We start from the raw sequence: 14,967 nt of genomic DNA, 5'->3' as shown, positions 1-14,967 counted from the left end.
CACAGAGAGCTCTGGAGACACCACCGTGGATCTCGCCGTCGTCTGGTTCGTGCTCATCGCCGTCCTGTGGACGGGCTACCTCGTCCTCGAGGGCTTCGACTTCGGGGTGGGCATGCTCGTGTCGATCCTGCCCCGGGGCGACAAGGAGCACCGCGAGAAGGAACGTCGCGTGCTCATCAACACCATCGGCCCCGTCTGGGACGGGAACGAGGTGTGGCTCCTCACCGCCGGCGGCGCGACGTTCGCCGCCTTCCCCGAGTGGTACGCGACCCTCTTCTCGGGCTTCTACCTGCCGCTCCTGCTCATCCTCGTCGCCCTGATCGTGCGAGGAGTCGCGTTCGAGTACCGCGGCAAGATCGCCGACCCGCAGTGGGCCCGGCGGTGCGACGTCGCGATCCAGGTGGGCTCGTGGGTGCCCGCGGTGCTGTGGGGCGTCGCGTTCGCGAACCTCGTGCGCGGCGTCCAGCTCGACGCCGACCACCAGTTCGTCGGCGGGTTCTTCTCCCTGCTCTCCCCGTTCGCGCTGCTCGGCGGGCTCGTCACCCTGAGCCTGTTCCTCCTGCACGGCGCCGTGTTCGTCGCGCTGAAGACCGACGGTGAGATCCGGCACCGCGCGCGGCAGCACGCGGGCGTCCTCGGTGTCGCGGCCCTCGTGCTCGCGGGCGGCTGGGCCGTGTGGGCCCAGGTCGCCTACTCCGTGCCGTGGACGTGGCTCGCCGTCGCGGCCGCCGCGGGCGGCCTCGTGGGGACGCTCGTCGCCAACGCCCGCGGTCGGGAAGGGCGCGCGTTCGCCTTCTCCGCCCTGACGATCGTCGCCGCGGTCGTGCTGATCTTCGGCTCGATGTATCCCGACGTGATGCCCGCGACCGACCCGGCGAACTCGCTGACGGTCCACAACGCGTCGTCGACCGCCTACACGCTCACGGTCATGACGTGGGTCGCGCTGGTGCTCACGCCCCTCGTCATCGGCTACCAGGCCTGGACCTACTGGGTGTTCCGTCGCCGTCTGTCGACGCGGGACATCCCGGCGCCGGCGGGGCTCTCGCTGAAGAAGGTGCGTGAGGCGGCCTTCGGCGGGGCGTCGTCCGGAGGCGCGGCAGGGCGTGAGCTCGGCGCCGGAGACCGACCACGCGGCTCCGGCCGCGGGGACGCCGGCGCGTGAAGCCGCTCGACCCGCGGCTCCTGCGACAGGCGCGCGCCGCGCGGGGCTACGTCGTCCTCACCGCGGTGCTCGGCTTCGTCACGGCGGCGCTCGTCGTCGCGCAGGCCCTCCTGCTCGGCGCGATCCTCGCCCCGGCGATCCTGGGCACGGCCGACCTGCCCGACGTCGCGGGCCGGGTCGGCCTCCTGGCGGCCGTGGTCGCGGCCCGGGCGGGCACGTCGTGGGCGCAGGAGCGGTTCGCGCTGCGCGCCGCGACCCGCACGGTCTCCGAGCTGCGCGAGCAGGTCGTCGCGCACGCGGCGGCGCTCGGCCCGCGGTGGCTCGCGAGCGGCCGCGGACCGGCCGTGGCGACGCTCGCGACGCGCGGTCTCGACGCGCTCGAGCCCTACCTCGTGCGCTATCTCCCGCAGCTCCTGCTCGCCGCGACGGTCACGCCCGCCGCGCTCGCCGTCGTCCTCGGCCTGGACTGGGTGTCCGCACTGGTGATCGCCGTGACGATCCCCCTCGTCCCGCTCTTCATGGTCCTCGTCGGCCAGCTCACCGCCGGGACGTCGGAGCGTCGGCTCGTCGTCATGCAGCGCCTGGGCGCACAGGTGCTCGACCTGCTCGCGGGCCTGCCCACGCTCCTCGCGTTCGGGCGCGCCCGCGGACCGGAACGGCGCGTGCGGGCGCTCGGCGACGCCAACCGTCGCGCGACGATGGGCACGCTGCGCGTCGCGTTCCTGTCGGGCATGGTCCTCGAGCTGCTCACGACCCTCTCGGTCGCCGTCGTGGCCGTGGGGGTCGGCCTGCGGCTCGTGCACGGCGGTATGGAGCTCGAGCCGGCGATCGCCGTGCTCGTGCTCGCGCCCGAGGTCTACCTCCCGCTGCGCCAGGTCGGCCTGCACTTCCACGCGTCGACCGACGGCATCGCCGCCGCGCAGCAGGCGTTCGCGATCCTCGACGAGCCCGCCCCGGAGCCCGGGCGACGCCCCGCACCCCGCCTCGCCGGCTCGACCCTCACCCTGCACGGCGTGGGGGTGCGCGCGGGCGACCGCGACGTCCTCGCCCCGGCCGGCCTCGATCTCCTGCTGCCCGTCGCCGCGTCCCCCGGTCAGGGCCGCGTGGTCGCGCTCGTCGGAGCGAGCGGGGCCGGGAAGACGACGGCGGTGCAGGTGCTCCTCGGTCTCGTCCGGCCCGACGCCGGGGGCGTCACCTGGACGACGGCCGACGGCGACAGCGTCCCGCTCGCGGAGATCGACCTCCCGACCTACTGGCCGCAGGTCGCGTGGCTCCCCCAGCGCCCGGCGCTCGCCCCCGGGACGCTGCGCGACGCCGTCACCGACGGGCTCGACGTCGACGACGACTCGCTCGCGCGCGCGGCCCGGACCGCCGGGCTCGACGACGTCGTCGCGGGACTGCCCGACGGCTGGGACACGCCCGTCGGGCGCGGCGGCACCGGGCTGAGCGTCGGGCAGCGACAGCGTGCCGCGCTCACGGCGGCGCTGCTCGGCGATCCCGCGCGCACACCGCTCGTCGTGCTCGACGAACCCACCGCGCACCTGGACGCACGCGGTGAGCAGGTGGTGCTCGACGCCGTGCGGGCGTGGCGCGACCAGGGCCGGACGGTGCTCGTCGTCGCCCACCGCGCGTCGCTCGTGCGCGCCGCGGACGAGGTCGTCGAGGTGACGGCGGCACCGGTCACGACGCCCCTGGCGGAGGTGGGCGCATGACCCGCGACACCGCGCCGACGCGCGGACCGCTCCGTGCGCGCCTCGCCGCCGACCCGCTGTGGCAGGCCCTGCACCTGCTCGACGTGCGCTGGCGCCGCGTCGCGTGGGCGATCACGCTCGGCACGCTCGCGCTGGGCAGCTCCGTCGCCCTCGCGGCCGTCGCGGCGTGGCTCATCGCGCGGGCGTCGCAGATGCCGCCCGTGCTCACGCTGTCGGTCGCCGTCGTCGCCGTGCGCGCGTTCGGGATCTCCCGCGGCGTGTTCCGCTACCTCGAACGGCTCGCGTCGCACGACGTCGCGCTGCGCGGCATGGCCGCGCTGCGCGCCAACCTGTACACGGCTCTGGCCGGCGGCTCGCCTGCGGCCCTCGTGCGGCTGCGCCGCGGCGACCTGCTCGCGCGGGTCGGGGCCGACGTCGACGACGTCGGCGACGTGGTCGTCCGCGCGCTGATCCCCGCGGGCGTCGCGCTCGCCGTGTCGGTCGGCTCCGTGGCGCTGGTCGCGGCGTTCCTCCCGGCAGCAGGGATGGCCCTCGCGCTGTGCCTCGTGCTCGCCGCAGTCGTCGCGCCGTGGCTCTCGGCACGCTCGGCGCGCGACGTCGAGGTCCGCGGCGCCACCGCGCGCGCCGCGATGACGGCCTCGGCGCTCGAGATCCTCGAGGAGTCGGGACCGCTCGCGGTGTCCGGCCGCCTTCCCGGTCGCCTCGCCGACCTGCGCGCAGCGGACCGGGACCTCGCCCGCGCGACCGACGACGGCGCCCGCACCGCCGGGGTCTCCGCCGCTCTCGCCGCGGCGGCCGTCGGGGCGGCGGTGCTCGCGGCGGTCGTGCTGGGCCTGCCCGCCGTCGTGTCGGGCACCCTCACGCCCGAGGAGCTGTCCGTCGTCGTGCTCACGCCGCTCGCGGTGTTCGAGGCGGCGAACGCGCTGCCCGCCGCCGCGGTCCAGCTGCACCGCTCGCGCCAGGCCGCGCGCCGCGTCATGGGCCTGCTCGACGTGTCAGGACCACCGGTCACCCCGCTGACCTCCGACCCTGACCAGCCGACGGACCCCGCTGCCGTGTCAGGGCGACAGGTCACCGCAGTGGTCCCCGGCCCTGACACCACGCTCGTGCTCGACGGCGTCTCGTGCGCGTGGCAGGCCGACGGACCCCGGGCGCGGACCGTCGTCGAGGGCGTCGGTCTCACGCTGCACCCGGGGCGCGCGGTCGCGCTCGTCGGGCCGTCCGGCATCGGGAAGACGACGCTGCTCGCGACCGCCGCGGGACTGCTCGCCCCGACCGCGGGGCGCGCGACGCTCGACGGCGTCGACGTCGCCACGCTCCCTCGCGACGAGGCAGCGCGCCGGGTCGTGCTCGTCGCCGAGGACGGCCACGTCTTCGACACGACGGTGCTCGAGAACCTGCGCGTCGCGCGCGGGGACGTCAGCGCCGCCGAGGCCGAGGCCGTGCTGCACGACGTCGGGCTCGGCGCGTGGCTCTCCGGCCTGCCGGAGGGCGTCGCCACGACGCTCGGTCCGGACGCGACGGACGTCTCGGGCGGTGAACGACGTCGTCTCCTCGTCGCGCGGGCACTGCTCGCCCCCGCACCGCTCCTGCTCGTGGACGAGCCGGCCGAGCACCTCGACACCGATACCGCGGACGCGCTGGTGCGACGTCTGGTGGCGACGACGCGGTCGGTCGAACGGGCGGGCAGCGGGTCCGACGTCGTCCCCCGCGGCCTCGTCGTCGCGACGCACCGGCTCGGCGCGCTCGAGGCGGTGGACGAGGTGCTGCTCCTCGCGCGCCCCGACGACGACCCGGACGGCCCGGCGCGCGTCGTGGCGCGCGGGACGCACGCCGAGCTCCTCGCGCGGCCGGACTACCGCTGGGCGCTCGACCAGGAGGCCCCCGCGACCGCCTGACGCGCCGAGAGCCGCATCAGCGCGAGCCGAGGCGCGCGAGGAACAGCGCCTCGCCGACCGCGAGGTGCTCGATCTCGCTCGGAGCCACGGACTCGTTCGGCGCGTGGATGAGGCACGCCGGCTCCTCGACGCCCAGCAGCACGATCTCGGCGTCCGGGTACTGCCCGGCCAGCACGTTGCACAGCGGGATCGAGCCGCCCTGGCCCGCCGTGACGGTCTCGCGTCCGTACGCGTCGGCGAGCGCACCGGACAGCGTGTCGAACACGTGGCCGCTCGTGCGCGCCTGGAACGGCTGGCCCGCGGCGTCGCGCTCGACGGTCACGCGCACCCCCCACGGTGCGTGCGCCTCGAGGTGCGCGACGAGCAGGTCCTGGAGCTCGACCGCGTCGGCGCCGGGCGGCACGCGCAGGTTGAGGCGCGCGGACGCGCGCGGCTGGATCGCGGCCGCGGACCCGACGACGCTCGGTGCGTCGATGCCCAGGATCGTCACGACCGGACGGGCCCACAGCCCGTCCGCGACCTCGCCGCTCCCGACGAGCCCGACGCCGTCGAGGACACCCGCGTCGCGCCGGAACTGGTCGGCGTCGTACGCGACGCCGGGCCACGTGCCGAGCGCCACGGTGTCGGGGAGCCCGTCGATGGTCGTGTCGCCACGTCCGTCGCGCAGGCTCGCGAGGATCGCGACGAGCGCCGCGAGCGCGTCCGGTGCCGCGCCGCCGAACATGCCCGAGTGGATCTCGCCCGCGAGCGCCTCGACGTGGACGACGACGTTGGCCGCGCCGCGCAGCGTCACGGTGAGGGTCGGCAGCCCGAGCTCGGCGTTCCCCGTGTCCTGCACGAGCATCGCGTCGGCGGCAAGCGCCCCCGGGTTCGCCTCGACCCAGCGCTCGAGGCCACCGGTCCCCTGCTCCTCCGACCCCTCGACGACGAGCCGGACGCCCACCGGGAGGTCGTCGCCGCCGAGCGCGCGCAGCGCCCGCAGTGCCGTGAGGTGCGTGACGATGTTGCCCTTGCAGTCCGCCGCCCCGCGGCCGTGCAGGCGGCCGTCGCGCTCGGTGAGCTCGAACGGCGGGCTGGTCCACGCGGCGTCGTCCAGCGGGGGCTGCACGTCGTAGTGCGCGTAGAGCAGGACCGTCGGTGCGCCGTCGGGCCCGGGACGGTGCCCGAGCACCACCTGCGAGCCGTCGGGCGTCGTCTCGAGCCGCGTGTCGATCCCTTCGGCGGCGAACGCGTCCGCGACCCAGCGGGCGGCCCGCTCGCACTCGGCGCGGGGGAACAGACGGTCGTCCGCCACGGACGGGATCGCGACGAGCGTGCGCAGGTCCGCCAGGGCGCGGGGCATCAGCCGCCCCACGGCCCCTCGGACCTCCTCGACGTGACCGCTGTCTGCAGGTGCCGGGTCGACCGTCGGCGTGGCGTCGCTCACGAGTCCTCCTGTGATGTGTCGTCGGACGTGTCGTCGGACGTGGTCGTCCCCGTCGTGAGGTTGAGCGAGTCGACGTACTCGTCGAACGCGTCGAGCTGCTCGGGGCAGTAGACCTCGATGACGAGGCGGTCGCCGGCGAGGCGCCGCTCCTCCACGACCGAGGGCCGCAGGCCGGGGCCCGCGGCACCGTTGGCCGCGCCGAGGTTCGCGGTCGCGTCGACGAGCGCGGTGGGGTCGGTGCAGAACGCGCCGCCGTCGCTCCCGAGGACCTGCTCGATGGTCTCCTGGTCGATACCGACGATGCCGACGGCGACGAGCTGCTCGTGGAGCTCGGCGGCCTTCTGCTCGGCCTCGCGCGCGTCGCGGTTCGCGCGCACGTTCGAGAACTGCACGATCATCACGACGCCGAGCGCGACCAGCACGAGAGCGACGGCCGTGTAGACGACCCAGCGACGCGGTCGCGGTTCCTCGGGCTCGTGCCGGGGCGCGTGCGTGGCGGTCCCTGTGGTGGACGACATCTCAGGCCTCCGTCCCCTCGGTCGTCGCGGTGTCCAGGTCGCCGTCCTGCTCCGCGGCCTCGGCGGCGGTGACGGGGTTCTTCCAGGACGGCTTGCGCAGCAGGTAGAAGAGCGCGGGCACGAGGAGACCGATGATCCCGAGCCCGCCGCCGACGATGAGCACGTACACCCCGACGCTCCCGCTCGAGAACTGCGCGGGCGGGACGAAGCCGATCACCATCGCGGCGACCGACGCGATGAAGCCGACCACGCACAGGAGCGTGAGAGCGGGCGCCCGGTACCCCCGCGGGTGGTCGGGCTTGATCCGCCGCAGGCGCACGGCCGCGACGAACAGCAGGAGGTACATCACCAGGTAGACCTGCGTGGTGATGACGGACAGGATCCAGTACGCGCTCGACACGTCCGGGATGAACGCGTAGAGCAGCGCGATGAACGTGGTCACGACACCCTGCGCGACGAGGATGTTCTGCTGCACCCCGTGCTTGTTGAGGCGCTGCAGGAAGGGCGGCAGGTAGCCCTCCTCGCGCGCGACGGTGAGCAGGCCCTTCGACGGGCCGGCGAGCCACGTGAGCATCCCGCCGAGCGACGCGGCGATGAGCATGAGCCCGAGGATCGGCGTCAGCCAGCTCACCCCGAAGTTCGCGAAGAACGCGTCGAACGCCTGCATGACGCCCGCGGTGAGGCTGAGCTGGTCCGCCGGGATGACCCAGCTGATCGCGACGGCGGGGAGGATGAAGATGAGGAGCACGAGCCCGATCGCGAGGAACATCGACCGCGGGAACTCGAGGCCCGGACGACGCAGGCTCGTGACGTGCACCGCGTTCATCTCCATGCCCGCGTAGGACAGGAAGTTGTTGACGATGAGCACGAGGGACGCGAGGCCGGTCCACGCGGGCAGCAGGTGCTGCGCGTCCATGGGCGCCGCCGACGGGTTGCCCTGCCCGAGGAACACGATCCCCAGCACCACGAGGATCGCCGCGGGGATGAGCGTGCCGATGATCAGGCCCATGCTCGACAGCCCCGCGACGGTCTTGGTGCCCTGGGAGGACAACCACACGCCCGACCAGAACAGCACGACGATGACGATCGCCACGTACAGACCGTTGCTCGCGAGCGCCGGGTTGATGACGTACGCGAGCGTGCTCGCCACGTACCCGAGCAGGCTCGGGTAGTAGAAGATCGTCATCGCGAACTGGCACCAGACCGCCAGGAACCCGAGCGGCTTCGACACGCCGTCGGCGACCCAGCGGTACACGCCGCCCGACCAGCCGGACGCGAGCTCGGCGGACACGAGCGACGTCGGCAGCAGGAAGACGATCGCCGGGACCACGTAGAGGAACACCGCCGCGAGCCCGTAGACCGCCATCGTCGGGGCGGCGCGCAGGCTCGCGACCGACGACGTGATCATGAACGCGAGCGTGATCCACGTGATGTAGTTGCGCGGCGTGCGGGCGGTGATCGCGGCCCGCAGCTGCTCGCGCGTCGGGGTCCCCGCCGTGTCGGCGGGCGCCCCCGGTGGCGACCCGCCCCCCGCCGGCGCCCCGCTGGACGGCACTGCTGACGACTCGCTCACCGCTCCACCCCCGTGCTCCGAGGTCCGCGACGGGACCGGCCAGGACGGCGCGCCGTCGTCGTGACGGCGTCCTGGCGAACATAGCGCCGTGCCACGGGAACCGCCCGTGGAAGGGGCCGTGACCAGGGCCGCGGCCGTGCGGGTCGCTCGTGGGCTGCTACGGTCGCGGAGGCCCGGTCGGGGCGTGCCGCACGTCGGCCGGGCCGTGCGCCGCAAGCCCCCGACGCCCTGGAGACGACGGTGAAGATCCTCGTGCCCGACACGATCCCCCTGGACGTGCGCGCCGCCCCCGGCGACGAGGTCGTGGTCTACGACGCGGCCGCTCCGCTCGCCGTCGAGGACCGTGACGCGCAGGTGCTCGTCGCGTGGGCGAACTCGCCCGACAACCTCGCCGACGCCGCGCGCCACCTCACCGGGCTCCGCTGGGTCCAGACGCTCGCCGCCGGTCCCGACGCCGTGCTCGCCGCGGGCTTCAGGCCCGACGTGACGGTCACGTCCGGGCGGTCGCTCCACGACGGCCCCGTCGCGGAGCACGCGCTGGCCCTCGTGCTCGCCGCGGTGCGACGCCTCGACGAGCTCGGCGCCGCGCAGAGGGAGCACCGGTGGGACCGCGCGGTCAACGCCGCCCAGGCCGCCCCGGCGACCGCGCAGCGGTACACGCTCGACGGCGCGCACGTGGTGGTGTGGGGGTTCGGCTCGATCGCCGCACGCCTCGCGCCCCTGCTGGAGGCGCTCGGCGCACGGGTCACGGGTGTCGCGAGCAGCGCCGGGGAGCGCCACGGGTTCCCCGTCGTGACCGACGACGACCTCGCCGCCGTCCTGCCGACCGCCGACGTCCTCGTCTCGCTCCTGCCCGCGCTGCCCACGACGCGGCACGCGCTCGACGCGCGGCGGATCGACCAGCTCCCCGACCACGCGGTCGTCGTCAACGTCGGCCGCGGCGCGACGGTGGACGAGGGCGCGCTCGTCGCCGCCCTGCGCGCCGGCACGCTCGGGGGTGCTGCCCTCGACGTCACCGAGACCGAGCCGCTGCCGGCGGGGTCACCGCTGTGGGACGCGCCGCGTCTGATCCTCACGCCGCACGTCGCGGGCAACCGTCCGCAGCGCGCGTCCGACCTCGTCAACGCCAACCTCGACGCCCTGCGCGCCGGCGAGGAGCTGCGCAACGTCGTCCCCCGCTGACGCCGCGGAGGGCGGGGCGGGCGACCGACTTACCAGCGGCCGTTGCGCGGCTTGGGCTGGCAGCGCGGGCACGTGTACGCCGACCGGTTCATGAACTCGTCGCGGCGCACCGGCGTCCCGCACCGAGGGCACGGCTCACCCTCCTGCCCGTACACCGCGAGAGAGCGCGAGAAGTAGCCGGACTGCCCGTTGACGTTCACGTAGAGCGCGTCGAAGCTCGTCCCGCCCTGCGTGAGAGCCTCGGACATGACCTCGGCCGCGGCGTCGAGCAGGCGGTGGGCCTCGGCGCGGCGCAGCGTGTCCGTGGCGCGCGCGAAGTGCAGACGGGCGCGCCACAGGGCCTCGTCGGCGTAGATGTTCCCCACCCCGGACACGACCGTCTGGTCGAGGAGCGCGCGCTTCACGCCGGTCCGACGACGGCGGACCGCGTCGACCACGACCTCGCGCCGCAGGGCGGGGTCGAGGAGGTCGCGCGCGATGTGCTCGACCGGACCCGGGACGGCGGCGAGGTCCGAGCCGAGGCCGCCCGGGGCGCCGTCGGGCGTGGGGACGAGGTCCTGGACCGACAGGTGGCCGAACGTGCGCTGGTCGACGAAGTCGAGCGCCTGCGCGTCCCCGCCACCCTCGGGCTCGAGCAGGACCCGGACCCGCAGGTGCGGTGACCGCACGTCCGGCCCCTCGCCCGACCGCACGAGGAGCTGGCCGGACATGCCGAGGTGCGCGAGCAGCGCGGCCGCGGGCCGGGTGTCGGCAGAGGTCCGGCCGCCGCCGGACAGGGCCGACGCCGGTGACCCCAGCGGGAGCCAGAGGAACTTGCCGCGCCGCACGGCGGCGACGAGGCGCAGCCCGAGGAGCTGGTCGCGAAAGCCCGCCGGGCCGCCGTCGTGCCGGCGCACGCTGTAGTCGCGCAGCACCTCGACGTCGGTCACGACGCTGCCGAGCACGTGCCGTGCGAGACCGTCGCGGACGGTCTCGACCTCGGGGAGCTCAGGCACCCGCGCCCTCGGTAGCCGTCTCGCCGTCCGTCTCCGCCCGCCCGGCCAGGGCCTGTGCGCGCTCGACGGCGATCGTCCGGTAGGCGCGCTCCGCGGCCTCCTGCTCGGCGTACTTCTTCGCCGTGCCGCTGCCCGTCCCGTACAGCCGGCCGTCCAGGTGCACGTACGAGGTGAAGACGCGGGCGTGGTCCGGCCCGACGGCGTCGCTCGAGTAGGCGGGCGGGCTCATCCCCGCCTCCGCGGCCGCCTCCTGCAGCGACGTCTTCCAGTCGAGCCCGGCGCCGAGGTCGGCCGCGGCAGCGAGCCGCGGCTCGACGAGCCGCAGCACGAGACCGCGCGCGGGCTCGAGGCCGTGGCTCAGGTAGACGGCACCGATGAGGGCCTCGACCGTGTCCGACAGGATCGAGTCCTTGTCGTTGCCGCGCGTGCGGATCTCGCCCTTGCCGAGCAGGACGTAGCGTCCGAGGTCGAGGGCGCGCGCGATGATCGCGAGGGACTTCTGCGACACCGTCGCGGCCCGCATCTTGGCGAGCTCACCCTCCGAGAGATCGGGGTGGCGGCGGTAGAGCGTCTCGGTGACGACGAGCCCGAGCACGGTGTCCCCGAGGAACTCGAGGCGCTCGTTCGTCGGGATGCCGCCGTTCTCGTGCGCGAACGACCGGTGCGTGAGCGCAAGGACGAGAAGCTCGGGGTCCAGCTGGACCCCGAGCTTCTCGAGCAGACCGGTTGCCGGTGCAGCCGGTGCCACGCGCCTCAGCCTGCGTGCTCGGTGCGCAGCGCCTCGGCGTACTGGCGGGCCTTGTAGGTGCCGCACGTCGGGCAGGCTGCGTGCGACAGCTTGTCGCCCTTGCACTGCGGGCAGGTCGTGAGGTTCGCGGCGGTCGTCTTCCACTGCGAACGACGCGCACGGGTGTTGCTGCGCGACATCTTGCGCTTCGGAACAGCCACGGCTAGCTCTCTTTCGTCTCGTCGGACACGTTCGAGGTGTCGAACATGCTCTCCAGCGCCGACCACCGAGGGTCGACAAGTTCGTGCGTGTGCCCCGGGTCCTCGGCGAGGCGTGCTCCGCACTCGGAGCACAGGCCCGGGCAGTCCGGACGGCACACCGGACTGAATGGTAGTGCAGTCACCACGGAATCCCGTAGCGCGGGCTCGATGTCGGCGAGATCGCCGTCGAGCTCGTAGACGTCCTCGGCGTCCTCGGACTCACCGTGGCCGTCTCCGCCCTCTCGCCCGGCCTGCGCCCGCTCGGGGTAGGCGAACAGCTCGGTGAGCTGGACCCGCACGGGCTCGGTCACCTCGTCGAGGCACCGGACGCACTCGCCCACGGCCCGCCCGGAGACGGTGCCGGAGACCAGCACGCCCTCCATCACGGCGGAGAGGCTCAGGTCGAGCTCGAGCTCGCTGCCCTCGGGGATCCCGATGACCGCCGTGCCGAGGTCCGCGGGCGCCGCGACCGTGCGCCGGACGTCGAGCATGCTTCCGGGTCGCCGACCGAGCTCGTGCGTGTCGAGCACGAGCGGCGACGTCTTCTCGGCGGCGATGGCGCGCTCCAGGATCGGTCTCCTGCCGGGCAGGAGGAGGCAACGGACGGTGTCGGGGACGGTCGGGCCGACGTCGTGCCGTCACCGACGCGGGACGGTGCCGTGCGGGAGCACGGCGGGGGCCTCACGACGGTCGGCAGGACGAGTTCACCGAACCAAAGGACGATCTTACGGCACCGCGAGAGGTGAGGCCAACGAGATCCGGGGGCGGCTATCCCGCCGGCCGCGCGGCGGGCCGTTCGGCCGGCCGCGGAGCCATCGTGCTCGGGAAGGGCGACGGTTCCGGGACCCGGCCGGCACCGTCCAGGCGCCCCGCGAGCTTCGCGCGACCCGCCTGGACCTGCGCGAGCACCTTGCCGAGGTCGACCTCGAAGTCCGCGAGGCGCTGGTCGCAGTAGTCGTCGGCGTCGCGGCGGAGCCCTTCGGCCGCGCTCTCCGCCTCGGCCACGATCTCGTGCGCCCGCGACTGCGCCTGGACGACGACCTGCTCCGCCTGGACGAGCTCGATCGCCCGCGCACGCGCCGTCGTGAGGATCTCCTCCGCCTGGCGGTGGGCGTCCTCGAGGACGGCGTCCGCCTCGGCGAGCACCTCGTCGGCGTGGGCGAGCTGCTCGGGCAGCGCCGCACGGAGCTCGTCGACGAGCGCGAGGGCGTCCGCCTTGTGCACGAGGACCGACGCCGACATCGGCATCGTCCGCGCGTTCTCGACGAGGTGACCGAGGTCGTCGAGGATCGTGTGCAGGCCGGCCTGCACCTCGTCGCCGGTCGGCACACCCGTCGATCCGTCCTGCGTCCGCGCCACGTCGTGCTCGCTCATCCGTCCGGTCCTCTCCGTCGTGCTCACCTGCTCGCCCGCTCCCGCGCCAGCGCCTGCCGTACCGCGTCCCCGACACCCGGGGGCACGAGGTCGTCCACCGGACCGCCGTGCCGGGCCACGTCCTTCACGAGCGACGACGCGACGTGCATGAGCGACGCCTCGCCGGCGACGAACACCGTCTCGACGCCGGCCAGGTGCCGGTTCATGAGCGCCATGGGGAGCTCGGCGTCGAAGTCCGCGCCCCCGCGGAGGCCCTTCACGACGGCCGACGCACCGATCTCGCGGCAGAAGTCGACGAGAAGCCCCGGGACGACCTCGACGCGCACCCCGTCCAGACCCGCCTGCTCGACGGCACGCCGGGCGAGCGCGACGCGCTCGTCGGCGCTCAGGAGCGCGTTCTTCGACGCGTTGCGCGCGACGCCGACGACGACCTCGTCGAAGAGGGCGCGGGCGCGACGCACGATGTCGAGGTGGCCCAGGGTGATCGGGTCGAACGACCCGGGACAGACGGCTGCGGTCACCTCGTCACGGTAGTACACGGGCTCCCGGATGCCTGGACCGACGCACCGTACCGGCGGGGCTGCCCGCCCGGCGTGCTCGCGGCGACCTGGGCTGCACGTCCGCACCCGGCGCAGGACGATGTCCGCATGAGCCCGGACAGCACGACCCCCGAGAGTGCGATCCCCGAGACGTCGAGAGCTGCCGGCGCCGGTCCGGACGTCGTCCCGCTCGCCTCGCCCGCTCTCGTGGCGGCACTCCACCGCGACGTCCTCGAACCCTCGTTCCCTCCGGCGGAGCTGGTCGGCGTCGACGCGTTCCTCGCCGAGCACGCGTCGGGGCGGCTGCGGAGCCTCGGCGTCGTCGAGGACGCCCGCGTCGTCGCGGGCGTGGTCGGCGCGTGGTCACCCGCCACCCGGGTCCTCCTCGTCCAGTACCTCGCGATCGCGCCCGGCCGCCGAGGAGGCGGCATCGGTGGCCGGCTGCTCGCCGCGGCGCTCGACGCGTGGGCGCGCGCGCTCGACCCGGTGCTCGTACTCGCCGAGGTCGAGCACCCCGACCACCACGCGGCGAGCGCCGCGCACGGCGATCCCACCGCACGGCTCCGCTTCTACGCGCGGCTCGGCGCCCGGGCGCTGGACGTGCCCTACTTCCAGCCGGGCGACGGGCCGGGCGCGGAGCGCGTGCCGGCCCTGCTGCTCGTCGCGCTCCCCCACGGCGTCGCACGGGACGCCGCGGACCTGCTCGACGAGGTCCCGGCCGGTCCGCTGCGCGCGTTCCTCGCGGAGAACCTGAGGGAGAGCGAGGGCCGGGTCGCCGACGACGGCGCGACCCGTGCACTGCTCGACGCCGCGGACGGGAGCGTCGCGCTCGTCGACCCCACCGACGCCGACGCGCTCGCCGGGGTCGCCGTGGGTCTCCTGTCCGACGACGAGCGCCACGCGCCCGGAGCCTGAGGCACGGCGCCGAGCCGCACGGTCTCGCTCGACGGTCCGGGACGGGGCGCCTCAGCCCGGGGTCGCCGTCTCCTCGCCGTCCGGGACGACCGGTCCGGTGAAGAAGACGGCCGTCTCGCCGTAGTCCTTGCGCGCGAGGAGCTCCCACCCGGTGGGCCAGGCCGGCTCGGCGGTGCGGGTCGAGCGCTCCACGACGACGACGGCCGCCGGGTCGAGCACCCCGGGCGCCGCCAGGTTCTCGAGCACGCGGGCCAGCGCGTCCGACGCGAGGTCGTACGGCGGGTCGAGGAACACGAGGTGGAAGGGTGCCCCGGTGGCGCCCGGGCCTGCGGCCGCCGTCGCGGCGAACGTCTCGGCGGACTGGGCGACGACCCGGACGTCGCTCAGGCCCAGGGCCGCGACGTTGCGCCGGGCGACGTCGACCGCGACGCGCGCCGAGTCGACGAGCGTGACCTCGCGCGCCCCGCGGCTCGCCGCCTCGATCCCGAGTGCGCCCGAGCCCGCGTAGAGGTCGAGGACGCGGGCGTCGTCGACCACGCCGTAGTGGTCGAGGCGCGAGAAGATCGCCTCCCGGACCCGGTCGCTCGTGGGGCGGGTCCCTCGCGGCGGGACCTGGATGGTGCGTCCGCCCACGGTCCCCGCCACGATCCTCGTCACGCGCACAGCCTAGCCAGGAGCCCGCGCGG

15 protein-coding genes are annotated in these 14,967 nt (G+C 74.8%); 5 read left to right on the top strand and 10 right to left on the bottom strand.

The annotated features are described in order from the left end of the window. Positions 1-25: 25 nt before the first annotated feature. Genes cydB through cydC form a run of 3 tightly spaced genes read left to right on the top strand, consistent with a single transcriptional unit; the run spans position 26 to position 4,772 of the window. Positions 26-1,162, top strand: a complete 1,137-nt coding sequence (cydB, locus tag ACZCLJ_RS00740; RefSeq protein WP_463105128.1) for a cytochrome d ubiquinol oxidase subunit II — start codon at positions 26-28, stop codon at positions 1,160-1,162. Then, positions 1,159-2,874, top strand: a complete 1,716-nt coding sequence (gene cydD / locus ACZCLJ_RS00735) for a thiol reductant ABC exporter subunit CydD (RefSeq protein WP_463105127.1) — start codon at positions 1,159-1,161, stop codon at positions 2,872-2,874. The genes cydB and cydD overlap by 4 nt, the downstream gene beginning before the upstream one ends. Continuing rightward, the gene (gene cydC, locus ACZCLJ_RS00730; protein WP_463105126.1) at positions 2,871-4,772 is read left to right on the top strand and encodes a thiol reductant ABC exporter subunit CydC; all 1,902 of its coding nucleotides are present in this window, start codon (positions 2,871-2,873) and stop codon (positions 4,770-4,772) included. Before cydD ends, cydC begins: the two co-directional genes overlap by 4 nt. Positions 4,773-4,788: 16 nt before the next feature. On the opposite strand, the gene ACZCLJ_RS00725 is transcribed toward cydC, so the two are convergent. From ACZCLJ_RS00725 to ACZCLJ_RS00715, 3 genes are read right to left on the bottom strand one after another with little or no spacing between them, the layout of a single operon-like run. After that, entirely contained in the window at positions 4,789-6,198 is a 1,410-nt protein-coding gene (locus tag ACZCLJ_RS00725) for a M20/M25/M40 family metallo-hydrolase (protein WP_463105125.1), read from the bottom strand. After that, entirely contained in the window at positions 6,195-6,716 is a 522-nt protein-coding gene (locus tag ACZCLJ_RS00720; protein ID WP_251151681.1) for a hypothetical protein, read from the bottom strand. The genes ACZCLJ_RS00725 and ACZCLJ_RS00720 overlap by 4 nt, the downstream gene beginning before the upstream one ends. 1 nt (position 6,717) lies before the next feature. Further along, entirely contained in the window at positions 6,718-8,289 is a 1,572-nt protein-coding gene (locus tag ACZCLJ_RS00715) for an APC family permease (protein ID WP_463105124.1), read from the bottom strand. A 240-nt stretch (positions 8,290-8,529) separates the two neighbouring features. Here ACZCLJ_RS00715 and ACZCLJ_RS00710 point away from each other — a divergent pair, with 240 nt between their 5' ends. Next, positions 8,530-9,471, top strand: coding sequence for a phosphoglycerate dehydrogenase (locus tag ACZCLJ_RS00710; RefSeq protein WP_463105123.1), 942 nt, complete (start codon positions 8,530-8,532; stop codon positions 9,469-9,471). Between the two features lie 29 nt (positions 9,472-9,500). Here the strand turns inward: ACZCLJ_RS00710 and mutM are convergent, their stop codons facing one another. From mutM to coaD, 6 genes are all read right to left on the bottom strand, one after another. Next, positions 9,501-10,466, bottom strand: coding sequence for a bifunctional DNA-formamidopyrimidine glycosylase/DNA-(apurinic or apyrimidinic site) lyase (mutM, locus tag ACZCLJ_RS00705; RefSeq protein ID WP_463105122.1), 966 nt, complete (start codon positions 10,464-10,466; stop codon positions 9,501-9,503). After that, positions 10,459-11,214: a ribonuclease III gene (gene rnc, locus ACZCLJ_RS00700; protein ID WP_251151685.1), complete on the bottom strand. Its 756-nt coding sequence runs from the start codon at positions 11,212-11,214 to the stop codon at positions 10,459-10,461. The genes mutM and rnc overlap by 8 nt, the downstream gene beginning before the upstream one ends. Before the next feature lie 5 nt (positions 11,215-11,219). Next, positions 11,220-11,414, bottom strand: a complete 195-nt coding sequence (gene rpmF / locus ACZCLJ_RS00695) for a 50S ribosomal protein L32 (RefSeq protein WP_251151686.1) — start codon at positions 11,412-11,414, stop codon at positions 11,220-11,222. 2 nt (positions 11,415-11,416) lie between these two features. Continuing rightward, positions 11,417-11,983, bottom strand: coding sequence for a YceD family protein (locus ACZCLJ_RS00690; RefSeq protein ID WP_463105121.1), 567 nt, complete (start codon positions 11,981-11,983; stop codon positions 11,417-11,419). A 238-nt stretch (positions 11,984-12,221) separates the two neighbouring features. Beyond that, positions 12,222-12,827 carry a hypothetical protein gene (locus tag ACZCLJ_RS00685; RefSeq protein WP_463105120.1) on the bottom strand — a complete coding sequence of 202 codons (606 nt, stop codon included), beginning with the start codon at positions 12,825-12,827 and terminating at the stop codon, positions 12,222-12,224. A 23-nt stretch (positions 12,828-12,850) separates the two neighbouring features. Then, a complete protein-coding gene (coaD, locus tag ACZCLJ_RS00680) occupies positions 12,851-13,348 on the bottom strand; it encodes a pantetheine-phosphate adenylyltransferase (RefSeq protein ID WP_251151689.1) in 498 nt (165 codons plus the stop codon). Positions 13,349-13,474: 126 nt separating this feature from the next. Here coaD and ACZCLJ_RS00675 point away from each other — a divergent pair, with 126 nt between their 5' ends. Further along, on the top strand, positions 13,475-14,281 hold the full coding sequence (locus tag ACZCLJ_RS00675; protein ID WP_463105119.1) for a GNAT family N-acetyltransferase: 807 nt from the start codon (positions 13,475-13,477) through the stop codon (positions 14,279-14,281). 51 nt (positions 14,282-14,332) lie between these two features. On the opposite strand, the gene rsmD is transcribed toward ACZCLJ_RS00675, so the two are convergent. Next, positions 14,333-14,938, bottom strand: a complete 606-nt coding sequence (rsmD, locus tag ACZCLJ_RS00670) for a 16S rRNA (guanine(966)-N(2))-methyltransferase RsmD (protein WP_463105118.1) — start codon at positions 14,936-14,938, stop codon at positions 14,333-14,335. Between the last annotated feature and the right edge of the window lie 29 nt (positions 14,939-14,967).

The organism is Cellulosimicrobium sp. So1_17, assembly GCF_055181235.1.
The sequence above is the reverse complement of the archived record's forward strand: the minus strand, read 5'-3'. Positions and strand labels throughout refer to the sequence as shown.